Source organism: Dyadobacter sp. SRI_021 (assembly GCF_057586235.1).
This window is the reverse complement of sequence record NZ_JBYCZM010000008.1, coordinates 247,387-267,251: the sequence shown is the minus strand read 5'-3', so window position 1 is coordinate 267,251 and position 19,865 is coordinate 247,387. Positions and strand designations below refer to the sequence as shown.

At 45.4% G+C, this 19,865-nt stretch carries 26 protein-coding genes, 1 tRNA gene and 1 pseudogene; 7 read left to right on the top strand and 21 right to left on the bottom strand.

The window, feature by feature from the left end; all coding sequences use genetic code 11:
- The coding region (locus AC2YIT_RS24275; RefSeq protein ID WP_487280882.1) for a recombinase family protein at nucleotides 1-267 on the bottom strand (267 nt) is incomplete at its 3' end.
- Nucleotides 268-632: 365 nt separating this feature from the next.
- On the opposite strand from AC2YIT_RS24275, the gene AC2YIT_RS24270 reads away from it, so the two are divergent.
- Nucleotides 633-1,955 carry an alginate export family protein gene (locus AC2YIT_RS24270; RefSeq protein ID WP_487280879.1) on the top strand — a complete coding sequence of 441 codons (1,323 nt, stop codon included), beginning with the start codon at nucleotides 633-635 and terminating at the stop codon, nucleotides 1,953-1,955.
- Between the two features lie 204 nt (nucleotides 1,956-2,159).
- Here the strand turns inward: AC2YIT_RS24270 and AC2YIT_RS24265 are convergent, their stop codons facing one another.
- The 9 genes from AC2YIT_RS24265 to AC2YIT_RS24225 form a co-directional block, all read right to left on the bottom strand.
- Nucleotides 2,160-3,293 carry an MFS transporter gene (locus tag AC2YIT_RS24265; protein ID WP_487280878.1) on the bottom strand — a complete coding sequence of 378 codons (1,134 nt, stop codon included), beginning with the start codon at nucleotides 3,291-3,293 and terminating at the stop codon, nucleotides 2,160-2,162.
- Nucleotides 3,294-3,356: 63 nt separating this feature from the next.
- Nucleotides 3,357-4,106: a metallophosphoesterase family protein gene (locus AC2YIT_RS24260; protein WP_487280877.1), complete on the bottom strand. Its 750-nt coding sequence runs from the start codon at nucleotides 4,104-4,106 to the stop codon at nucleotides 3,357-3,359.
- Entirely contained in the window at nucleotides 4,103-4,879 is a 777-nt protein-coding gene (locus tag AC2YIT_RS24255; protein WP_487280876.1) for a metallophosphoesterase family protein, read from the bottom strand. The genes AC2YIT_RS24260 and AC2YIT_RS24255 overlap by 4 nt, the downstream gene beginning before the upstream one ends.
- Nucleotides 4,876-5,934, bottom strand: coding sequence for an ArsO family NAD(P)H-dependent flavin-containing monooxygenase (locus AC2YIT_RS24250; protein ID WP_487280875.1), 1,059 nt, complete (start codon nucleotides 5,932-5,934; stop codon nucleotides 4,876-4,878). The genes AC2YIT_RS24255 and AC2YIT_RS24250 overlap by 4 nt, the downstream gene beginning before the upstream one ends.
- Nucleotides 5,921-6,511 carry a hypothetical protein gene (locus AC2YIT_RS24245; protein WP_487280874.1) on the bottom strand — a complete coding sequence of 197 codons (591 nt, stop codon included), beginning with the start codon at nucleotides 6,509-6,511 and terminating at the stop codon, nucleotides 5,921-5,923. Before AC2YIT_RS24245 ends, AC2YIT_RS24250 begins: the two co-directional genes overlap by 14 nt.
- 25 nt (nucleotides 6,512-6,536) lie before the next feature.
- Entirely contained in the window at nucleotides 6,537-7,571 is a 1,035-nt protein-coding gene (gene arsB, locus AC2YIT_RS24240; RefSeq protein ID WP_026350471.1) for an ACR3 family arsenite efflux transporter, read from the bottom strand.
- Nucleotides 7,568-8,017: an arsenic resistance N-acetyltransferase ArsN2 gene (arsN2, locus tag AC2YIT_RS24235; RefSeq protein WP_487280873.1), complete on the bottom strand. Its 450-nt coding sequence runs from the start codon at nucleotides 8,015-8,017 to the stop codon at nucleotides 7,568-7,570. The genes arsB and arsN2 overlap by 4 nt, the downstream gene beginning before the upstream one ends.
- A gap of 15 nt (nucleotides 8,018-8,032) precedes the next feature.
- The gene (locus AC2YIT_RS24230) at nucleotides 8,033-8,590 is read right to left on the bottom strand and encodes a DUF6428 family protein (protein ID WP_487280872.1); all 558 of its coding nucleotides are present in this window, start codon (nucleotides 8,588-8,590) and stop codon (nucleotides 8,033-8,035) included.
- Between the two features lie 56 nt (nucleotides 8,591-8,646).
- Nucleotides 8,647-8,979: an ArsR/SmtB family transcription factor gene (locus tag AC2YIT_RS24225; protein ID WP_291035236.1), complete on the bottom strand. Its 333-nt coding sequence runs from the start codon at nucleotides 8,977-8,979 to the stop codon at nucleotides 8,647-8,649.
- Between the two features lie 172 nt (nucleotides 8,980-9,151).
- Between AC2YIT_RS24225 and AC2YIT_RS24220 the strand changes: the two genes are divergently transcribed.
- The 3 genes from AC2YIT_RS24220 to AC2YIT_RS24210 all read left to right on the top strand — a co-directional run bounded on the left by AC2YIT_RS24220 (nucleotide 9,152) and on the right by AC2YIT_RS24210 (nucleotide 11,477).
- Nucleotides 9,152-9,853, top strand: coding sequence for a low molecular weight phosphatase family protein (locus tag AC2YIT_RS24220; RefSeq protein WP_487280871.1), 702 nt, complete (start codon nucleotides 9,152-9,154; stop codon nucleotides 9,851-9,853).
- A gap of 90 nt (nucleotides 9,854-9,943) precedes the next feature.
- Nucleotides 9,944-10,558, top strand: a complete 615-nt coding sequence (locus tag AC2YIT_RS24215; protein WP_487280870.1) for a sigma-70 family RNA polymerase sigma factor — start codon at nucleotides 9,944-9,946, stop codon at nucleotides 10,556-10,558.
- A gap of 37 nt (nucleotides 10,559-10,595) precedes the next feature.
- Complete coding sequence (locus AC2YIT_RS24210; RefSeq protein WP_487280869.1) at nucleotides 10,596-11,477, top strand: phosphatase PAP2 family protein; 882 nt, start codon at nucleotides 10,596-10,598, stop codon at nucleotides 11,475-11,477.
- A gap of 14 nt (nucleotides 11,478-11,491) precedes the next feature.
- Here AC2YIT_RS24210 and AC2YIT_RS24205 read toward each other — a convergent pair whose 3' ends face one another.
- A complete protein-coding gene (locus AC2YIT_RS24205) occupies nucleotides 11,492-11,917 on the bottom strand; it encodes a MerR family transcriptional regulator (protein WP_487280868.1) in 426 nt (141 codons plus the stop codon).
- Nucleotides 11,918-11,990: 73 nt separating this feature from the next.
- On the opposite strand from AC2YIT_RS24205, the gene AC2YIT_RS24200 reads away from it, so the two are divergent.
- Together AC2YIT_RS24200 and AC2YIT_RS24195 are read left to right on the top strand one after the other, a co-directional pair.
- Entirely contained in the window at nucleotides 11,991-12,260 is a 270-nt protein-coding gene (locus AC2YIT_RS24200; protein ID WP_487280867.1) for a hypothetical protein, read from the top strand.
- Between the two features lie 2 nt (nucleotides 12,261-12,262).
- The gene (locus AC2YIT_RS24195) at nucleotides 12,263-12,595 is read left to right on the top strand and encodes a YnfA family protein (RefSeq protein WP_487280866.1); all 333 of its coding nucleotides are present in this window, start codon (nucleotides 12,263-12,265) and stop codon (nucleotides 12,593-12,595) included.
- A 40-nt stretch (nucleotides 12,596-12,635) separates the two neighbouring features.
- Here the strand turns inward: AC2YIT_RS24195 and AC2YIT_RS24190 are convergent, their stop codons facing one another.
- The 8 genes from AC2YIT_RS24190 to AC2YIT_RS24155 all read right to left on the bottom strand — a co-directional run bounded on the left by AC2YIT_RS24190 (nucleotide 12,636) and on the right by AC2YIT_RS24155 (nucleotide 16,742).
- The gene (locus AC2YIT_RS24190; protein ID WP_487280865.1) at nucleotides 12,636-13,253 is read right to left on the bottom strand and encodes a thioredoxin family protein; all 618 of its coding nucleotides are present in this window, start codon (nucleotides 13,251-13,253) and stop codon (nucleotides 12,636-12,638) included.
- A gap of 11 nt (nucleotides 13,254-13,264) precedes the next feature.
- Nucleotides 13,265-13,759 carry a TlpA disulfide reductase family protein gene (locus AC2YIT_RS24185; RefSeq protein ID WP_487280864.1) on the bottom strand — a complete coding sequence of 165 codons (495 nt, stop codon included), beginning with the start codon at nucleotides 13,757-13,759 and terminating at the stop codon, nucleotides 13,265-13,267.
- Nucleotides 13,760-13,995: 236 nt separating this feature from the next.
- Nucleotides 13,996-14,175 carry a hypothetical protein gene (locus tag AC2YIT_RS24180; RefSeq protein WP_487280863.1) on the bottom strand — a complete coding sequence of 60 codons (180 nt, stop codon included), beginning with the start codon at nucleotides 14,173-14,175 and terminating at the stop codon, nucleotides 13,996-13,998.
- A 30-nt stretch (nucleotides 14,176-14,205) separates the two neighbouring features.
- Nucleotides 14,206-14,628: a tetraspanin family protein gene (locus AC2YIT_RS24175; RefSeq protein WP_487280862.1), complete on the bottom strand. Its 423-nt coding sequence runs from the start codon at nucleotides 14,626-14,628 to the stop codon at nucleotides 14,206-14,208.
- A 153-nt stretch (nucleotides 14,629-14,781) separates the two neighbouring features.
- Entirely contained in the window at nucleotides 14,782-15,519 is a 738-nt protein-coding gene (locus AC2YIT_RS24170) for an ankyrin repeat domain-containing protein (RefSeq protein WP_487280861.1), read from the bottom strand.
- Between the two features lie 11 nt (nucleotides 15,520-15,530).
- Nucleotides 15,531-15,740 carry a GDCCVxC domain-containing (seleno)protein gene (locus tag AC2YIT_RS24165; protein WP_487280860.1) on the bottom strand — a complete coding sequence of 70 codons (210 nt, stop codon included), beginning with the start codon at nucleotides 15,738-15,740 and terminating at the stop codon, nucleotides 15,531-15,533.
- 3 nt (nucleotides 15,741-15,743) lie between these two features.
- Nucleotides 15,744-16,334, bottom strand: a complete 591-nt coding sequence (gene merTP, locus AC2YIT_RS24160; protein WP_487280859.1) for a mercuric transport protein MerTP — start codon at nucleotides 16,332-16,334, stop codon at nucleotides 15,744-15,746.
- A gap of 24 nt (nucleotides 16,335-16,358) precedes the next feature.
- Nucleotides 16,359-16,742, bottom strand: a complete 384-nt coding sequence (locus AC2YIT_RS24155; protein WP_487280858.1) for an ArsR/SmtB family transcription factor — start codon at nucleotides 16,740-16,742, stop codon at nucleotides 16,359-16,361.
- 745 nt (nucleotides 16,743-17,487) lie between these two features.
- Here AC2YIT_RS24155 and AC2YIT_RS24150 point away from each other — a divergent pair.
- A pseudogene (locus AC2YIT_RS24150) lies at nucleotides 17,488-18,273 on the top strand (recombinase family protein); the annotation flags it as partial.
- 736 nt (nucleotides 18,274-19,009) lie between these two features.
- Here the strand turns inward: AC2YIT_RS24150 and AC2YIT_RS24145 are convergent.
- Nucleotides 19,010-19,081, bottom strand: a tRNA-Arg gene (locus AC2YIT_RS24145).
- Nucleotides 19,082-19,180: 99 nt separating this feature from the next.
- Nucleotides 19,181-19,852 carry an NUDIX hydrolase gene (locus AC2YIT_RS24140; RefSeq protein ID WP_487280857.1) on the bottom strand — a complete coding sequence of 224 codons (672 nt, stop codon included), beginning with the start codon at nucleotides 19,850-19,852 and terminating at the stop codon, nucleotides 19,181-19,183.
- Between the last annotated feature and the right edge of the window lie 13 nt (nucleotides 19,853-19,865).

Sequence of the window (19,865 nt, the reverse complement as noted above, 5' to 3'; positions counted from 1 at the left end):
ATACCATAGCCTACCCATCTTAGTTGACGTATCGATCCCTTCCGAAATACTGCGAAAGTCCACTCCCATTTCCTTCCACTCTACCATAAGTTTGATCAACTCATAAGTGGCCCGGCCTAGACGGTCAATACGCCAGACAACAATGACATCTCCCTTTCGAAGTTCTGAAACCATCCTCGCGTACTCGGGGCGTTCCTTCGATGCACCGGACACTTTCTCATGAAAAATCTTCTCGCACCCCGCCTTTCGGAGGGCATCGAATTGCAGATCATGATTCTGTTCATTCTTAGAAACCCGTACCTATCCAAATTTCATCTTCAATTACAGTTTAACCCCTATTCTCGAATTATACTGTAATTAGATTTCATGTACCACTAAAATGAACTCTTAATAGGCTGTTTTTGGCATAAAAATGAACACTTCAAACAAAGTCGCGAAGAGTACAGAAATACGACCGGATAAATTTTCGAAAGCCAACGATAACGAAAAGTTATCTCATTCGATGTATTCATGATGGTGGAGACAGGTGTCCACAGGTAATGAGTCGTGGGCTATATTATTTTAATCTAGTAAAGACATAGACATTATCAATTACTTTCCGGTTTTTTGTGGCGTAAAAAGAAACCGTTCCAGTGCTTACAAAGTTTACTCCTAAACAGACCATCTTTTACCTACTAGCGCTCTTCGTTTCGTTCTTCATAACTAACGAGGTATACTCACAGTCGCCAGATACGCTACGGCAGGAATTAACAATCGATCTTGAAGTAAGACCGCGGGCAGAGTACCGCAACAACTTCATCTGGACTCCGACAGATACGATCATGCCGAAAATTTACACAACTCAAAGAAACCGGCTGAGTGTTTCCTATCGAACCAACTGGCTCCGGTTACATGCATCACCACAGGAAATACATGTGTGGAGTGAATCCGGGCGATTCTCTCAGGTTGGCAACGTGAATTTTTTTGAGGCATATGCAGAACCCAGTATTTCCAAAAATTTTTCTTTCCGGATTGGCAGACAAGCGTTGTCACTCGACAACGGCCGAATATTTTCAGCAGCTCCATGGGGCCAGCAAAGTCGTGCACATGAAGGAATTAGGTTCCTTTACAAAAGGGAGTTGGAAACAGATTTAACGATCGCATTTACTCGACCATATGCGAAGCACTTTGATCCTGCTTATTCGCCTGTTGCCGCGCATACCTATAAATATCTTTTTGTTCACCATCTAAAACACAAGTTCCCCAATCAGATTACTTTGACGACCATTAATGCTGTGGATGTGTTTCGGCGAACGACCGGTGATAAGCAATACTATGAACGGATCACGAATGGTGGACGGCTGGAATATGCAAAGGGTTGGTTCTATGCGACAGTGAATGCATATTATCAATACGGACAAACTGCTGCATCAAAAAAGATCCGCGCGTATTACATACAGCCTGAAATCAGCGTCAACACCGGTAAAACGTTGTTTAGGCTGGGAGCTGAAATTTTAAGTGGAAGTAAAAGCACAACTTCCAAAGAAGTGTTTGCATCATTTGTACCACTCTATGGCGTAGCTTGGAAATTCATGGGGAATATGAACCTGTTCACGAAATTCCCGGCAGATTTGAATGAAAAAGGACTAGTCAACCCGTACTTGTTCATCATTTACCAAGTTAGTAAAAGGCTTTCGCTTCGCGGGGATACTCATCTATTTTACTCACAATATCCGTTGCAGGCAGAAGGCCGGGAAATCAATGGCACCTACCTGGGCTTCGAAAGTGATATGTCTTTGAACTACAAGCCGGTCAAAGCCCTTGAAATCATCTACGGGTTTTCATTCACTGTGGCTGATAAGCGCATGGAGCTGCTAAACAAGGTTCCGGATTCCGCGAAGGTCCCGGTGTGGAGCTATTTAATGGTTTCATTTGCACCTCGCATAATAACCAGGAAATCGTTTAGAACGAAGTAATCGATTCTCGCTGGCATAACGACGTTTACGTGAGTTCGCTTGAAGCTATCGAAAAAGTACAGAGGTGTGGACGTTTAGATTTAGCTGAACAAAAACATTCCTCCAAACGATAGATAATCAGGTTTTGATGGGAAGTTTAAATTTCACTTTAACGACCGTATTATTCAGAGAGGATTTGCCATAGACGATATCTATATTATCCTTTTACGCGGCGAGTTGGTTAGATTGTCGATGATATTTCCAGGTGAAGAATACGAGCAATACAACAATGGCCGCATACATTAGGCGTAGATGATCATTAGCCAGTAAAAAGCCACCTGCTAACGCGCCAAAGGCGGAGCCCGCATCCCTGAATGTAGCATTATCGGATACTGCGTGAGTCACATCGTCTTTGCCTGCTGACGCTGCCCCGGCCGCAAGAGAGGCATTAACGTTATAAAACGTAAACACAACGACTAACCCGGTAATTGACCAGCCATTTGTTGCCAGTAGTAAGCCTGAGCAAATCAACAGAATAGAGCCTGAATAAATATTAGGAAGTCCGTACCGATCGGCTGCCCAGCCGGCAAACGGCGAAATCAAAAGGGAGCAAATCCGCCGAAAGCTCAGAAACCCCGCAGCTGCGGCAGTAATTTCTACGGCTGACCAACTGGGCCGTGCATCCATCAACAAGGCACCGATCAAAACCACAAGCATGCCTTCGACTGCAAAAGCACCCAGGAAGGCCAAGCGGTTAAAAATCGAAGGGAACGATACTTTGAAGCTGAACTGCCGACCTGGGGTGCGGTTCCTTTCTTTAAGTTTTATGGCAAAATAAATTCCGGGCGTTGAAAGGAGCGCTATTACAAAAAATATCAACTTCGGGCTGATCACATCAAAAAGCAATGGGCCGATTAAAAGCGCCATCAGCGGCCCGGATTCAATAATACTTTGGCTCATTCCCAAGGCAAGGCCTGTTTGAGGATAATCCATCGCATAGGTGATTGCCCCGACGCGAAGAATAGAATACGATATACCCCAGATGATCCTGAGCAGCAATAGTGATGCGATTCCAAAACCAGCACCATAGCCCGCAGTGGCAAATACCGCGGCAATGGCCGCAAAGATCATTGGCAGACGAAAACCCTGGCGGCTGAAAACGCGCAAAATTAACGGGTTAAGCACGATCCTTGTGAAGCGGTTAATAGACAAAATAGTCCCGATCCAAATGATTGGCACATGGATACTGGGCGCGTTCACGGGCAAAAATGAATACAAAAACGCGTCGCCCATCAGTGCAAACGTCAAGCTGAACGATGCATACATTGGCAATTTTAACTCGTCAATATGCTTTTGCATCCTTGGGTGATGGATTTATACAAACCTTTAATTAACGGTGAAGCATTTACACTTTCCTTAGGGCTAATATGCTTTTCTGAGACTATCGGCAAATGCATTGGGAAGCAGGCTCAGCTCAACAGCTTGCGCGGCTTTTTCGACATCGTATTTAATCCTGACAAACTCCAACTGAACGGAATTCTTTAGCATAGTGCCGGCTGATTGGTCAATCGTTAAAAGCACATAGCATGCTCGCGCGTCCCCGTCCTTGGGTTTGCCCACAGAACCCGTATTGATCAGGTGGTGAAATTGGTCGCTACCACCTTGCCCTGAATTGATGATACGGTGATAAGGCTTGTGTGAGTGGCCAAAGCAAAGTATGTCGGCTTTAAATTCCTTTACCAGATCTACCATATAATCCTCTGATAGCTCCTGCAACAAATATTCGTTAATGCTTCTCGGGCTTCCATGGACAAGCAGCATGTGCAGCTGTTGATCATTAAGTTGAAATTCTAACCTCAGATGCCTCGGGAGTGTTAAGAGATAGTCCCTTTCCTTGCTTCCAACCAGCTTATACGCGTATTCGCTGTTTTCTTCATTGTCGCAATCGCTTGTAGAAGGAAGTATCTTTGAAACTTTTAGGTCGTGGTTCCCAGCTATCGTAGCTATGCCATGTTTTCGGATCAGACCAATTACCTGATTGGGCCACACGTTGTAGCCAACCAAATCCCCCAGGCAGTAAACCGCGTCAGGCTGTTGTTTTTCCAGATCTTCCAACACCGCCTCAAAAGCGGGAAGATTGGCATGGATATCAGATAGAAGTGCTATTTTCATTTTCCCAGTCGTAGAGATTCCGCATATGCATCCGGAAGGATACTTTCTTCCACCGCCATGGCCGCTTTTTCAACATCGTACTCAAAACGAATAAACTCAACTGTGACACTTTCCTTGCTGGAAGTGGACGCATCGGCATTGATGTGCAGGATTACATAACCACCTCTTGGGTTACCGTCCTTTGGTTTACCAACCGAACCTATATTGATCGCGTGACGGAAATAATGAGTGCCGTCCGGCTCGACTGAATCCAGGACCCTGTGGTAAGGTTTGTGCGTATGACCAAAAAGCATCACATCTGCCCCAGCCTGCTCCATGATCCGCAGCATACTTTTCTCGTCGCGATCTTCAAATAAATACTCGTTGATACGGCGGGGGCTACCATGTACCAGCAGCACTGAAAGTGGCTTATCATTTAAATGAAAATCCAATCGTAGTTGGGCAGGCAACGTACGAAGGTAGGCTCTTTGCTCATTCTTCATAATCTCATTGGTGAATGCAATCGAAACCTTGCCGTTAGCCTTTTCATCATCGGTCTTATAAGCACACCCGCAGTCGTCACTGCTTCTGCCGATGCCAAAATCATAATTACCGGCTATGGTTGGTATCCCGCGTTTTCTAATTTCGTCTACAACCTCGTTAGGCCAGATATTGTATCCTACCAAGTCCCCAAGGCAGTAAATAGCATCAGTATCGCGGGTTTCAACGTCCTTAAAAAATGCTTCCAATGCCGGAAGATTGGCGTGAATATCTGAAAAAAGGGCAATTCTCATAAATCATTATTTAAGTATTCAATAATCTCAGTGACAGTCTGACGTGCCGAACGGCCTACCCCTATTAATGTTGCAGATGCGAAACCAGTGAAACTGCCATAACCCACCAGCCAGAGCCCGTTTAACTTTAAGGCCTTCGTGCCTTCACAGTCGACTTTTCCATCTTCATTGATGATGCCTAGATCTTTCAGGTGCCCTGTTGCAAAGCCAAAACCAGTACACCAGATCACCACATCAAATGGCTGGCTGCTGCCATCATGCCAGATAACGCCGTCTTTATAAAACTGCTTGAAGGTTTCGCGTGCATGAAGCACACCACGGTCGCGGGCCTGCTTTACAGGCGGTACCATCACGATGTTGCCTATGTTGTACTGGGCCGCATTAAACTCCCTCCCTTCCTTCATTGCATGGTATTTGGCCGATGCCACATCAAAAAGCACCCTGCCATCCACATCATCAGGTAAGAATTGTGGCTCTTTGGCGGTTGCCCAAACCGTGGTTGCCACCGTGGAAACTTCGGCTAGGATTTGCGCCCCGGAATTTCCCCCGCCGACTATTAACACGGATTTATCTTTGAAAGGAAGCGGGTTTTTATACTCGGATGAATGCAGCTGCTGGCCTGTAAACAAGTGCTTTCCTGGGATATCGGGGACAAACGGATTTTGAAAAGTACCGGTAGCCGAGATAATCGCCCTGCTCTGATAATTTCTCTGGTCAGACTCTACCGTAAAAATGCCGCCCAGCTTTTTGACACTGATTACCTTGGCACCTCGCTGTATTTGGATTTGGTACCTTTCCTGATAGGCGTTCAGATAATCAAGTACATCTTGTTTTGAAGGAAACCCGCTTCCTGATTTAGGCATGATCCAACCCGGCAAGGAGCTTTGTTCTGCCGGTGAAAACAAACTAAGTGAGTCCCAGCCCTGTTGCCAAGCGCCACCACCATGTTGTTGGTCATCCAGGATGATATATTTCAGCGTTGTCCTGCGCAGAAAGTAGCCGCAAGCTAACGCGCTCTGTCCGCCACCGATAATGATCAGATCAAATACCTCCATGAGTCATCTGGCAGCAGTTCAATTTCTTGCAAGCCCGCTCATAAACGGCGACCGGCTTCTTAAACATCAGCGCAGCGTGAAAAATCCCCATCAACATTCCCCCGGGGATTAACTGCGTGACCAGCCCCGTAAAAATGCCGTATATGGGAAGGCTTGAAAAGGTACTAATCAACACCAAACCGTCAGGCGTCAGGTGAAGCTTGATGACCAAGAAAACCGCAATGGATGCAAAATGAAAGCCATTTACCATTAAATGGATAATGTATTCCCAACGGGGTAGCCCGCCCATAAATGCCCTACTGTCTTTTTCCATGTAGGCGTCAAAACCCAGTACGATAATGTCGATGGCGACCAAGGAAATGCCCACATAAAAAGCGAGATCTGAGCTGCCCAAATAGAGAAAATAAAGGATCAAGGGAAATAATAATGCCCTGATGGTATGGGTAATGTGCTCGTTTCTGCTCTCTGGGTGTAGGTAAAGTTTATACCGGATCAGGTGCAAATAAAAACCATCAAACATGGCAAGCAACGCAAAGCTTACCAAAAGGATAATCGTTATTAAAAATGCAGTTTCCATGCGTCAAGGATTCGGTTTGTAATAGTTAAACTGAAAACTTCTTTTGCTGTTTGAGCGCGAAATTGACCATCAGGATCAGTACCGGCACTTCTATCAGCGGTCCAATCACAGCAGCGAACGCTGCACCCGAATCAATGCCGAATACCGCTATTGCGACCGCAATCCCAAGCTCAAAATTGTTCCCTGCCGCAGTGAAGGCCAGCGATGTTGATTTGGCATAATCCGCGCCTGCACGTTTTGAAAGGTAAAAGGCAGAGAAAAACATGATTACAAAATAGATCGTCAGCGGCAGCGCGATGCGCAGCACGTCAAACGGTATACTGACGATCAACTGCCCTTTCAAGCTGAACATGACCACGATCGTAAATAGCAAGGCAATTAACGTGATTGGGCTGATGGCCGGGAGGAATTTTTTCTCGTACCATTCTTTGCTAAACAGCATGGTCAGTACGACCCTGGAAATAATACCCGCCAGAAATGGGATGCCCAGATAGATGAATACGCTTTGGGCGACCTGCCCGATGGTAATATTAACTTCAAACCCTTTTAGTCCGAAGAGAGGCGGCAAAATCGTCACAAAAACGTAGGCATATACCGAGTAAAATAAGACCTGAAATATGCTGTTGAAAGCGACCAGCCCTGCAGCGTACAAGCGGTCGCCATTAGCCAGGTCATTCCAGACAATGACCATTGCGATGCATCGGGCAATGCCGATCATAATTAGCCCGGTCATGTACTCCGGCTTATCAGGCAAAAAGATTACGGCCAGGCCAAACATCAGCAATGGGCCTACAATCCAGTTTTGAATCAGTGAGAGCCCCAAAATCTTAGTGTTGTTAAATACCTTCGGCAGCTCGGCATAGCGCACCTTTGCTAGCGGCGGGTACATCATCAGAACCAAGCCAATGGCAAGCGGCACGTTTGTTTGCCCTGAATTAAACTGATTGATGAAATCAGGTGTGCCTGGCAAGAAATAGCCAATTGACACACCGATAAGCATGGCTAAAAAGATCCATAAAGTCAGATAACGGTCTAAAAAAGAAAGCCGTGGGGTGTTCATGCGTTTTGGTGCTTTAAATTACGTTTCATGACAACAGCCGAAGATGGGCAAAGGCTGCTAAACTGTCTGGTCTGCTGAATCGTCTCGGGCACTTGCTCGCGGTTCACTGGCGCGAAACCATACCGGTCAAAGTAATGATCAGCTGTGGTTGTGATCAGGTATATCGCTTCCAATCCTCGTTCGTCTGCACCTGTCAGTAGCTGCCCGACCAACTGCCCGGCAATACCTTTGCCTTGGTGGGTTGGACTGACAGCTACTGAGCGCAGCAGCCCGACGGGCCCGAAAAGTTCAAGACCGGCGACGCCAACAAGCGTCCCGTCTTGTTTCGCCAGAAGAAAATTGCGCAGGCCGGCTGGTAAATCTTCGGTAAGTAGGTCCGTTTTTTTTAGTAAGCTGACCACCAATTCTTTTTCTTCCGGCCTGGCATTATCGATTTGAATGCTCATAATTCTTTAACTTGATTAACAACATCCTGAACCAGGCTCGCAGCACGCCGCCTCAGAAGCGACTAATTCCAGCTCCTGTTTGACCGGGGCAGGCGCGCAGCATGAGCCTTCCGCGGATGATGTGCCGCAGCTCTGGTTGCGTGTGAGCGCCTTGCATTGGGTAAAGTCCGGAACCAAGTTGACTGTGAATGTTTCGCCATCGGCAGCAAACTCACCCGGATACATCTGGCGCGTATCAAACTTTGAATTACCAAATTCGATCTTCACAGTTGCATCCGGATCCAAAGGAAGCGTTTTTTCAACCAGGTTGACAATTTTAAGTGCTTTGCCGACCTTCATGGAGCGGTCCACCTCCTTCACCGAAGGCTCCCAAAGCTGCACGATAATCTCTGTCCAGCTATTCATTACCCCGCCGCAGTCCACCGAAACAATAGGCGCTTGCTTGATCTCGGTAATGTGGTAAGAGCTGTCTACAAACTTGCCTTCTTCATACTGGAATTGCAGATGTAAATCTGGATTTTGTTCTAGAGTGCTTTTAAATTCACCCCACGTCATTGGATCTAATTGGCTCATGGTTTTCATTGGTTAAATGTAATATTACGATTGATATTTTCAAAAAAATACCCTGCTTAATTACAGCAGGATGTAGCGAGGGCAAACGTATCAAGCAAAGAGCCGAAAGTTTTTTGTGCTTCCTCCCATACGACTGGGTTAATGCAATAGCATACCCGTGGTGGGTTAATTTCCCCCTGAATAATCCCGATCCGTTTCAGCTCCTTCAAATGCTGGGATACGGTCGCCTGCGCAAGTTCGAGCTCATCGACCAGGTCACCACAAACACAGGCTTTCCTTGCAATCAATAGTTGGAGAATCGCAACCCTGGCCGGATGTGAGAATGCCTTGGCCAGATCCGCAATCCGGTTCTGCTGCTCGGTGAATATTTCGGTTTTCGTAACTCCCATGATGCAAATATAAAGACTGATTTTTCAATTGCAATATTACGATTGATTTTTTTAAAAACTTTTTCAGTCTGTAACATCCATGAAACGCAGTATGCTTAAACTTTTTTTTGACCGATTGATTCTAATCGTATCTTTACGATTGATTTTCCATACTCACTGACAACAACCAAATATGAACCTGATCAATTTGTTGATAGTAACCTTTTTAAGCACAGTTTCGATTATGCCACGTGAAAGCACCACCAGTAAAAAATCCCTCAATCCAGAGCTGGTCTCCTACATTAATTCAGTAAAAAATGACTTTTCACACATACCTCAAGACCGAAAAGAAGAGCTTGACAAGATTACCGGGTACATCCAAAAGCAGGTGGATGCCGGCCAACCAGTGCAGCTGACCTATATCTGCACCCACAATTCCAGACGCAGCCATTTCGGGCAAATTTGGGCAGCAGCTGCTGCCGCATATTATGACGTCCCCAAAGTGAAGACTTTTTCTGGCGGCACTGAGACCAGCGCATTCAATGAGCGGGCGGTCGCTGCCTGTGAAAGGGCCGGATTTGACATAACCAAAACCTCAGAAGGCAAAAACCCTGTCTATAATGTAAGCTATGCTTCCGATACAGAGCCGCTTAAAGCTTTCTCAAAGAAATATGACGACAGCAGCAACCCTCAAAATAACTTTTGCGCGATAATGACCTGTTCGCAAGCCGACAAGGCTTGTCCTGCTGTAAAAGGTGCAACCGCTCGGGTCGCTATCCCTTATGACGACCCAAAACAATTTGACGGTACTTCTCAGGAAACAGCCAAATACGACGAGCGCTGCAAACAGATTGCCACGGAGACATTCTATGTTTTCTCGAAAGTAAAAATCTAAATCACGATCAATAGGTATTCGCCCTGTCCAGGGGTGAATTGCCGCATTTATATTTATCGCAATATAACAATAGAATTCCGTTGTTTCGCCATGAACACTTTAAAGAAGGTTGTCGAAAACTGGCAGGATTATCAGCTTACGATTCTAAATTACCTACGAAAGCATAGCAAAGACGAAATGCTTTCCGAGGATCTGGCTCATGACATATTTCTTAAAATATACCGTCTCAGCCTAATGCCTGAATACCGTGTCCAAAACCTGCGTTCCTGGATTTTCCAACTGGCGCACAACACGTTAACCGATCACTACCGAAGGCCCATCGGAAAATGCCTGTGCACAGAAAATGTCGATACGCTTTCTTTAGATCCGGAGCAAAAACCATACTTGGAGCTGGCGGATTATGTCCGGCCTTTACTAACCTGCCTGCCTGAAACATATGCAAAGCCTTTGGCATTGGAGCTGGACGGGCTTCCACAAAAGGATATCGCCACAGAATTGCAATTGGACCTTTCCACAGCAAAGTCTCGGATTCAACGATCGCGCAAAAAAATGCACGGGCTTTTTTATAAATGTTTTCATTTGGAGCTCGACCCCCTAGGCCGTGTTGAAAGCTTCGAAGTGAGATCAGATTGCCAGACATTACAGCGGTTTCTATCTGAAATGCGACAAAGTTTTGCTCCGAGCATGCATCTTTTTGAAGCCTAATCCGTCATGGTGCAGTTAAATTAAAACTGTACTCGATATGAAAACCTATTTTCTCTTTGTTCTGGCGCTAATGATCGCTCCATTGGTGCTAGCACAAAACCCACACGCCGCCGAGCCGATATCTGATCACTATAAACAATTGCATGCATTAAGTGCCCGGATAAGCCCGCAGAGACCTGGAATGGATACTGTTCATTATCCGCCGAAGGAATATGGCAGTTCATCCATCTATTTAATTGTCAAGCCTTATTATTTGACCGATCAGCAAGTTGAAGCGCTGAAAACCAGCGTTGAACCACCAGCCAATTCGTCTGACCAGACCCGGAAGGAGCTCGATTACCTACTTCTGCTGCAACAAGGCCGGTCCCCCGAGCAAGTGAAACGTGTCGAATTTTTGGGTGCAATTGGCTATTGGCCTTCCACTGATCTTATTCCAACACATCCTGAATACGCCCAAAACCTGAGAGATTTGTTTTTTGAGGGAAGTGAAATCCTGGGAGCTACCTGTACTGCCGACCGATACCCACAAACGGCAAAACTGCTTAAAGGGATCATGCGCGACATGAGGATCATGGAATTTACAATCAAGTATCATTATAACCGTCCACGTCCTTATCACCTTGAACCAAACCTAAAACCTTTAACACGAATCGGCTCACCCTCATTTGCAAGCGGGCACACCTTATGGGCTTTCCTGCAAGCCTACACATGGAGTGAGCTGCTTCCACAGCGCCGGAATGAATTCATTAAACTTGCCGAAGAGATAAGGCGCTCTCGCGAGATCCTGGGTATCCATTATCCAAGTGACAACGAAGCCGCACGCCAGATTTCTCATAAGATGCTAACCTACTATTTTGCCAACGGGGAGTTTGTGAAAGATTTCGAGGCTGCTAGTTTAGAATGGAAAACATACAAATAATCCTTATATCGAGTTCAAGGGATACATTTTTCAGAAATAAGGTCAGTTGTGAGCATAGGGCAATTTTCGCGGTCATCGTCAGGTCTGCAGCAGCTCAGACAATTTTCAACACCTGACTGCATCAAAGTCCTGAGCTCTATGAGCTGCATGATTTTCTGATCAATCAAGCTTACCTTTTCGGATATCTTCACAGAGACGTTTCCGCACGATGCCTGCTTGTTTTCGATCATTGTCAAGAAATCTGCGGTTTCATTTAGGGTGAAGCCAAAGCTTTTTATACGCTTGATCTGAAAAAGCCTTTCACGGGTTCCCTCTGAGTATTCTTTGTAGTTGTTAAATCGCCTCTCTTTACGACCTACTGCAATAAGTCCCTGTTTTTCGTAAAACCGGATTGTGTCGCGGGACAGCCCGGTTTGTTTTGATAATTCGCCGATTAGCATGTGAAAGTTTTTGATTTGGTTTCTTGACAGTGGATTATACTCCGTGGTTTAGATTTACAATTTAAAACATATCATGAAAAGTAGAAAAATCCTTTCGATGGCCGTATTAACTATCTTCGCCTGCGTTGCCTGCTGCGCGTTGCCCATCTTGACTTCCTTGGCCAGTACCTCGGTTTTTGCCTTGATGGCGGGCTGGCTAAAAAGTTCAGCTGTTTTGCTTGGGGCTGCGGTTTTGATCTGGACATTTTTCTACCGAAGAAGAAAAACCACTCAGGCAGCCTGCCACACAGATTGCAATTGTAAACCTAAACGATGCGGGACAGCTCAGGCTTCCGCCAACTAATTATGATGGTCATAATAAAATCTTTACTAGTCTTCATTTTGGCCGGGCTTTGTGAAATTGGGGGTGGGTACCTGGTTTGGTTATGGCTTAAAGAGGATAAGCCGCTTTGGTTGGGCATTGTGGGTGGAATTATCTTGGGTTTGTACGGTGTCGTGGCTACGCTTCAACCAGCTGGGTTTGGCAGGGTATATGCCACATACGGCGGTATCTTCATTGTGATGGCACTGATCTGGGCTTGGCAGGTTGATGGTTTCAGGCCAGACAAATATGACCTGATCGGAGCGGCGATTGCCCTGATTGGTGTTTGTATCATCTACTATGCACCCAGGCAGTAGATACAAAACAAAGAGCGCCCCTAAATCGGGGCGCCCTGGTTTATGCCTTCTTCCATTTAATGCCGCAACCAATTGCTTTTGCAGTTGGAACTGCTACTGGTCGTTCAGCTAACAATGCACTGACGGCATTTTGAACATATTTTTGGCTTGCCTGCTCTCCATCCTGAGCATTATTATCGATCGCCCCAATGTACTTGATAATGAAATCGCTTCCCTGACGCTGGACTACGAAAACGGTGGGGGTATGGGTAGCCCCGTAAGTTTTGGCTATTTCCTGGGTTTCATCAATCAAATAAGGGAAAGCGTACTTTTTATCAGCTGACCGCTTTTTCATTGCCTCAGAATTATCGCCTGGCGAGAGCTGCGCGTCGTTGGCATTGATAGCAATGACTGGGTACCCTTTCGTGGCGTACTGCTTATTCAGGTCGATTACCCGCTGTTCATAGGCCTGTGCGACAGGGCAGGTATTGCAGGTGAAAACAAGGATGTATCCCTTTACGGTTTTATCAGAGCCGAGTGAGATCGTTCTACCGTCGACATTTTTTAGAGAAAAATCCATGGCCTTATCTCCTACCTGGTAACCAGGCTGTAGAACTGAAAATGCGCTCAACACCGAAAATATCGCAAGCAATGCGAATACACAAAATGATTTCTTCATGTCTTTAATGTTTATTGAATAAATGATTTTAGCTCACCAACGAGCTCAGCTTCTGTGAAAGGTTTTTCAAACCCTTTCTTCACTTTAGTTTTAGTATTGATTATTAAAGTAAATGGTATTGCTCCGGACCAATCAGCTGATACTTTATCAATCCAGGCATTATAATCTGTCTCGTCCAGCAAAACGACTTCCGCAGATTTAATCTCCTTTCTGGCAATAAAAGGCTCCACCTTTTTTTTGAGCAAAGAAGCGGCATCCAGGCTCACCAAAATGACTTTCACTTTACTGGCCGCGTATTGGTCGCTGATCTTTTCGAAATGAGGTATCTCTGCGACGCAGGGAGCGCACCAGGTTGCCCAGAAATTGACAATCAGAATAGAATCATTTGGGCTTTCCAGGATTTGCCGCAAGTCCGGATACTTGATTATTCGTATAGGCTGTCCGTAGCTGTTTCCCCCCATCCAAACGAATAAAAGGGCAAACAGCCATTTATGATATGAAACCATAAACAGTATTTAGGATGATGTAAATAATTAAGACGAGCTGCCTGTAAGGAGCCCAGAACGGTTATGCCGCCTGTGGCGGGTGCCAAAAGTCGAAAAAAGGAGAATGGTATAGCCGGCAGACTTTGGCAGAATATGCTGTATACGTGGCTGATTGCAGATCAATCCTAGTATTGAACTCAGCTACCAGTAGAGCCGCGCAAGCAGAGCAGCCAAAGAATGGATTGGACGCCTGTTTATCAGCAGTGTTTTTTGTGGGTGTCGTCGTAGATTTCTTTTTGCAGCACTGCATACAGCTCTTCTTGGTAAAGGCCATGCGCTTGCTTGCTACTACCACAGGTAAAAACGATAGCAGCAAAACGTAACATGCCAAAAGAATAGCAAATGATTTCATCAGCACTGATTTTCAGACCGGTCAAAGATATGAATTTACACCTTACCTGAAATGCTCACCTCAATTTAGGCAGTTTATCCAGCTCCATGACCAGGTATACCATTTCCTTTGTCTCTACTGAGTTGCCCATCTTTAAAGATACGGGCCCTTCACCCGGCAGGTACGTTAGTTGAAAATTTAGCCAGGGACAGCATAAGCGCTCAAACTGGATGAAGTCGAACAAGTCTTTGCTCAGGGTGCTATCCGGATTTTCAAAAACCAATTCGTAGCTGGTCGGGCCTTCGATAGTTTTATCAATCTTCTTGAAGAGCGTTTCGTGTAGCTCTTGCATACGCTTAATCTGATCTTTATCAGTCAATTTGCAGGCAAGCGCAATTTTCTCGTTCAACTTTGCTGTATGTTCCATTTTCTTTGCTGTTTGTCCCAGGCAAGTCAAGGCAATCAGCCAAAGTAGCCCGCTCAGTAATACTGTTTTCATGGCTTTTTTAGCAAAAGTAAACAGTGGAGTATAGTCCACTGTCAAGTGGTTAAGCTGCCAATTTTAGGATTTGTTTTGTCTCAAAACGTTACATCCAAACATTCCTGCAAGTTGCATCAGGACAGACATTGGAAATTTTGACGGTAGATAGCCTTAAATTAAATCCTTTGCTGATTGGGCTCCCAGGCTACGTAACCATTCAACCAGCTCCGTTGCCCCTTCCCGCTGTGCAGCGTCCAAGGGTGACAAATTTTCCCAATCCGGTAGCCAATTTATATTTGCTCCGCGTGCATGTAAGAAAGCTGCTGCTATTTTTTGCCCGCCATGACAGGATCCCCAAAAAGCGCGGTCAAGCTCATTGGCCTCCGGTTTCGAATCTTTTGTGAAGAAACCCTCTAGCCTGTCCATCAGGCCAAGTGTCGCAACATCTGTTAAATTAGTGCGTGCGCCAAGTTCTACAAGCCGGTGTGCGGCTTTCCATTGACCAAAAGCCCTTGCATCAGTAAGTGGGGTACCCCCGGCAATAACTGCGCCTTCGGCCTCTATGTTTGCCCCGGCAGCGATCAAAGCATCAAGCGCTTCAATATCATCGCTACTTGCAGCCCAATGCAGCGGTGTTTCGATATGCGGCCCGGAAAACTGGGCATTTACATCTGCGCCAGCTTCAACAAGCGTTTTGATTGTTTGTGCAATATTAGGAAAATGACCGGGCCAGTCTGTTGCAACGTGTAACAACGTTCGAGACATGCCGCATGGGTCATTATCACCAAGCCTTGCTTTGGACAGTTCAGGATTGTCGGCTAATAAACGGGTTAGTTCGAGAGTATTGCCTTTTTGGATAGCGTTGACCACTGCAATAGCGAGTGGGTCCCGTGTGTCAATATAGTTCATTACGCGAAGGCTTAACTACAACAGCTTTTTTGCTCCTGAATAGGTGGGCATTTTACAGATCCATAAGAACAAAATACACAGCAGTCCCCGGCAAGCGGCCTTAAAAGGACTTGACAAGAAATGCACTCATAAAAATATGTACAAGCATCAGTCGGCATAGTTTCTGGCTGCTTATGTCCGCATTTTGGGCAGGTGATGACGGATTCAGTTACCACTGTCATTGTTTACAATGTTTTTGTGCTAGTAACTTTATACCCAGTCGCATCGACTGCTTTTTTAATTTCGGCAACCGAGGTTTTCTTGCTATCGAATTTCACGGTTGCTGCTCCTTTTTGGTAGGATACATCAACTGCCGTAACACCCTTTAACTTGTTAACTTCCTTTTTGATGTGATGTTCACAGCTTTCACAGGACATCCCCTTGATAGTCACATATGCGACTTTTTGCGAATCTTGCTGAGCGGATTGTACTACTTCTTGTTTTTTCTCGCCATACAAGAAATTTGAGTAAGAAGGGAAAGTTAATAGCAGCAAGGCAATTGCCGTAACCATACCCAAGAATCCTTTTGTCTGCGAAAAGGATGGCTTCTTTATATCACATGCGCAGTCCATCATTTTTCTTGTTTTTAATTTCTCATACCATGCCCAGCCTAACGCCCCCAATGTGAGAGCAATACTGTAAGGACGGAAAGATTCAATCCAACCTAATCCACCGGCCGAGCCAGAGGCGCCAACTAATACCGCCAATAAGGGAAGAGTACAACAGAGCGAAGAAATGAAGGCTGTGAATAGCCCGATAAATCCCGTGGTTTTCATAGTTTTCGAATTTTAATCCATCCCTTAAGCCACCGGCACAGTCTCATTTTGTAAGGTTGAGAGATGCCCCAGGAGCAAATTCAAAATATTAACAGAGTCCTCCCGAAGGGAATAATACACGGTCTGCCCAACTTTCCTTGCCTGAATTAATTGCGCGTCTTTAAGCTTTCGTAGATGCTGTGAAACTGCCGGGATGGTCATGCTTAAAATGTCAGATAAATCGCAAACGCACAAATCATTTTCTTCTCGCAAAAGATAAATTATTTTTAGACGGTTCTCATTTCCCGCTAAATCCAGGATCTGGGCTAACCGCCCGAAGAAGGGTTGAAACTCATTTATTTTTTCGGTGTATCGCTGGATCTTCTCTTGATCCTCGAAAACCCGTATACAACTTTGTTGATCGTTCATAATACTCAAGTATGGCATAAAGATATAACTTGTTAATAATTTAAGCAAATTCTTAAATACTACTGTTTCACTGGTGGGACTTAAAATCAACTGAACGCAAGCCACTTGAGAAATTCGGTGGGAAGTAGGATAAGGATTCAACTAGTAGACCGTAGTGTATAGCTGTCAGAATTACACATTAACCCGCTCCTATTTTGGATTAATGAACAAATAATTTGTTTCAGGCTGTTTACAAGCCTCTTTTGGCGAAATTCCGAATTTTCATTAAAACCACCGTATTTGCGTACACTACTAGGTTTTTAACACTCGAACTTGTCTTTCATTTTCAAGCATTTAGATATCGATTCTAGATCAACAAAAATTTGATGCGACTTTTGTTCCATTGCCCGCAGGATACTCCACTTCTTGTGCTCCACAGGCCAAGGGAATGACGAAAGCTGTTCTTCAGAACGTTCGTCTCCGCGTTGACCCATTCGAAAATCGAAAGGGTGATTGTTCCCCGTTTTCGCAGACCTATATTAAGCTTTGGAGAAAAGAGCGAGGAAATGGGGAAACGAGGCGAACTGAACAATGAGCAAGTAGTGAGTGTAGTCAAACACTTGAAAGATATTGGCGAAGATATAACTATCGAGCAAGCAGAAAAGATGCTGGAATCGATGCAACACCTGGTTACATTGGCTATTAATCAGTATTTTCGTAAGGCTTCTGGTTCGAAGCGCAATTCGTCAACAAAATAATCAATACCATGTCCCGAGCTATTTTATATGTCAGGGTAAGCACTGATGAACAGGCAGAAAAAGGCTACTCTCAGCGAGATCAAGAGGAAAGGTTGCGAAATTGGTGTAAATACAATTCCGTGGAAGTTGTCGAAGTGATCCTCGAGGACCATTCGGCAAAAACATTCTTGCGACCAAAGTGGCAAATGCTACTTGCCCGATTAAGGGAGAATAAACGACTTCGGATCGATCAAATCCTATTTACAAAATGGGATCGATTCAGTCGCAACGCTGGTGATGCCTACCAAATGATCAATGTCCTTCGCAAAGCAGGTATTGAACCGCAGGCTATCGAACAACCACTTGATATCCGGATTCCAGAAAACAAGATCATGCTTGCTTTCTATTTAGCTGCGCCCGAAGTTGAGAATGATCGTCGCGCGTTAAATGTCTTCCACGGCATGCGGCGCGCCAAGAAAGAAGGACGCTGGGTTGCCACCGCCCCAATGGGATATCGTAATACCCGGTCATTTGACGGAAAAAAAATAATTGAACCTGACACAAATAAGGCGCCGATAATGAAATGGGTGTTTGAGGAACTTGCATTGGGTAGGTTTAACACAGAACAAGTGTGGAAGCAAGCGGTCAGAAAAGGACTAAAGTGCAGTAAAAACAACTTTTGGCTCGCAATTCGGAATCCGGTCTATTGCGGACAGATATTTATTCCCGAATTCGAAGGGGAAAAGGCACAGCGTGTTAAGGGATTGCACGAGCCAATCGTATCGCCGTCAACGTTCAACTTAGTGCAGGATATGATTTCCGGACGAAAACGGAATCCCTATCAAAAGCCCAAAATCGTCTCAGATGACAACCTTCCACTCCGCGGATTCTTACGTTGTACCAAATGCGATAGAATGCTGTCTGGAAGCGCATCGAAAGGAAGAAGCACTTACTACTACTATTATCATTGTTCTTCGTCGTGTGGTGTGCGATTTAAGGCGGACGACGTAAATGAAAAATTCGAACGTCAACTCAACATGCTTGTACCGCGTCCCGGCCGGATGAAAATTTATTCTGATCTGGTCCTTAGCAGCTACAAGGAACAGACGAAAATCCGGGAAAAGGAGCGGCGTGATTTGGTGGATGAACTCGACAAGATAAATGAGAGATTACGAAATGCCCGGATTAAATTGGTCGATGGGCTGTTGGCAACGGAAGACTTTGAGCATGTAAAATCCCTCTGCACAAAACGAATTGAGGAACTCGAAATTAAGCTCAACAGCTTTTCCGATGATCATGCAGAAATAGGTACCTATATTAAGCATATCCTCACGGGACTCGAACACCTCTCAAAGCTCTATAAATCAGGCACTATAGAAGAAAAAAGGCAGATAATTGGTTCGATCTTCCCAGAAAATTTGACGTTTGACGGAATCGAACATCGAACCGCTCGGCTGAACGAAGGGATCGATCTTATCTATCAGATAACGAGCAAGTTACGAAGGCAAAAAAAAGGGACAAGTGCGTTTAAAAACGACTTGTCCCTTAGGGTGCACCCGAAGGGATTCGAACCCCTATCGATGGTACCGGAAACCATAATTCTATCCATTGAACTACGGGTGCAAGGTTAGCTTTGTACCGCTAACGGGGTGCAAATATAGCTTCTATTTTGAATTTCGAGCAATTCGCGCCCAATTTGTTTTCAAATTTATCCCGCAGAAATCATAACTTTTTCAGCAACTCCCAGTCTCCCACACTTTTCAGGTAAAGATAATCGAGCAATACGCCGTTTACATTCGTGATCAGCCTATGACCCTCTTCGAAGGGGACGACAAACGTCGTGATGTACTCATGATCGGAAAGCAGGCCCTGCACGTTGTCGTGATACGACTGGATGGCCTCAGAAGTGAGTTCCAGTTCGCAGTAGAACATGTACATCGCTTCGTCGCTGGTACCAGTGGAAGGGTAAAATGGCTCGCTGTTGACGCTGATCAGCTGCGATTTTTCCACAACGATGCCGGTTTCTTCGAAAACTTCGCGGGCGGCTACGGAGGCTGCGTCACTCTCGCTGTCGAGCATGCCGGCGGGGTGTTCGTAGGTCATTGAGCCGTCGCAAATACGACGCTGCTGTACGAGGAGCAGGTATTTTTCTCTGGTCACTACATCAATAAAACATACGAGCACGCTTACGACTTCGCCTTTCAGGAAGCAAATGGGCGGTATTTTATTACCTTCCGGCGTTGTCGCGTCGGTGTAGAGGAGCGAGAACAACACTTCGCCGTGACCATTGCGACGGGTATAAAGCTCGTCGATCCGGTGGATATCAAGCCCATTCCCGATCAGGCGGTTCTTCCAGAGATTGTATTTATGCGAATCCGTCAGATTCTCTGCCATAAGCTAGTGCGCG

Excerpts from the sequence above, each read along its gene's own strand:
- AC2YIT_RS24210 (WP_487280869.1), top strand. The coding sequence starts at position 10,596 with ATGAAAACCTATTTTCTCTTTGTTCTGGCGCTAATGATCGCTCCATTG.
- AC2YIT_RS24225 (WP_291035236.1), bottom strand. The coding sequence starts at position 8,979 with ATGGGAGTTACGAAAACCGAAATATTCACCGAGCAGCAGAACCGGATT.
- AC2YIT_RS24185 (WP_487280864.1), bottom strand. The coding sequence starts at position 13,759 with ATGGTTTCATATCATAAATGGCTGTTTGCCCTTTTATTCGTTTGGATG.
- AC2YIT_RS24195 (WP_487280866.1), top strand. The coding sequence starts at position 12,263 with ATGATGGTCATAATAAAATCTTTACTAGTCTTCATTTTGGCCGGGCTT.
- AC2YIT_RS24200 (WP_487280867.1), top strand. The coding sequence starts at position 11,991 with ATGAAAAGTAGAAAAATCCTTTCGATGGCCGTATTAACTATCTTCGCC.
- AC2YIT_RS24245 (WP_487280874.1), bottom strand. The coding sequence starts at position 6,511 with ATGGAAACTGCATTTTTAATAACGATTATCCTTTTGGTAAGCTTTGCG.
- arsN2 (WP_487280873.1), bottom strand. The coding sequence starts at position 8,017 with ATGAGCATTCAAATCGATAATGCCAGGCCGGAAGAAAAAGAATTGGTG.
- AC2YIT_RS24170 (WP_487280861.1), bottom strand. The coding sequence starts at position 15,519 with ATGAACTATATTGACACACGGGACCCACTCGCTATTGCAGTGGTCAAC.
- AC2YIT_RS24260 (WP_487280877.1), bottom strand. The coding sequence starts at position 4,106 with ATGAAAATAGCACTTCTATCTGATATCCATGCCAATCTTCCCGCTTTT.
- AC2YIT_RS24190 (WP_487280865.1), bottom strand. The coding sequence starts at position 13,253 with ATGAAGAAATCATTTTGTGTATTCGCATTGCTTGCGATATTTTCGGTG.
- AC2YIT_RS24155 (WP_487280858.1), bottom strand. The coding sequence starts at position 16,742 with ATGAACGATCAACAAAGTTGTATACGGGTTTTCGAGGATCAAGAGAAG.
- AC2YIT_RS24250 (WP_487280875.1), bottom strand. The coding sequence starts at position 5,934 with ATGGAGGTATTTGATCTGATCATTATCGGTGGCGGACAGAGCGCGTTA.
- AC2YIT_RS24220 (WP_487280871.1), top strand. The coding sequence starts at position 9,152 with ATGAACCTGATCAATTTGTTGATAGTAACCTTTTTAAGCACAGTTTCG.
- AC2YIT_RS24175 (WP_487280862.1), bottom strand. The coding sequence starts at position 14,628 with ATGAAAACAGTATTACTGAGCGGGCTACTTTGGCTGATTGCCTTGACT.
- AC2YIT_RS24215 (WP_487280870.1), top strand. The coding sequence starts at position 9,944 with ATGAACACTTTAAAGAAGGTTGTCGAAAACTGGCAGGATTATCAGCTT.
- AC2YIT_RS24255 (WP_487280876.1), bottom strand. The coding sequence starts at position 4,879 with ATGAGAATTGCCCTTTTTTCAGATATTCACGCCAATCTTCCGGCATTG.
- AC2YIT_RS24230 (WP_487280872.1), bottom strand. The coding sequence starts at position 8,590 with ATGAGCCAATTAGATCCAATGACGTGGGGTGAATTTAAAAGCACTCTA.
- merTP (WP_487280859.1), bottom strand. The coding sequence starts at position 16,334 with ATGAAAACCACGGGATTTATCGGGCTATTCACAGCCTTCATTTCTTCG.
- AC2YIT_RS24165 (WP_487280860.1), bottom strand. The coding sequence starts at position 15,740 with ATGACAGTGGTAACTGAATCCGTCATCACCTGCCCAAAATGCGGACAT.
- AC2YIT_RS24140 (WP_487280857.1), bottom strand. The coding sequence starts at position 19,852 with ATGGCAGAGAATCTGACGGATTCGCATAAATACAATCTCTGGAAGAAC.
- arsB (WP_026350471.1), bottom strand. The coding sequence starts at position 7,571 with ATGAACACCCCACGGCTTTCTTTTTTAGACCGTTATCTGACTTTATGG.
- AC2YIT_RS24265 (WP_487280878.1), bottom strand. The coding sequence starts at position 3,293 with ATGCAAAAGCATATTGACGAGTTAAAATTGCCAATGTATGCATCGTTC.
- AC2YIT_RS24205 (WP_487280868.1), bottom strand. The coding sequence starts at position 11,917 with ATGCTAATCGGCGAATTATCAAAACAAACCGGGCTGTCCCGCGACACA.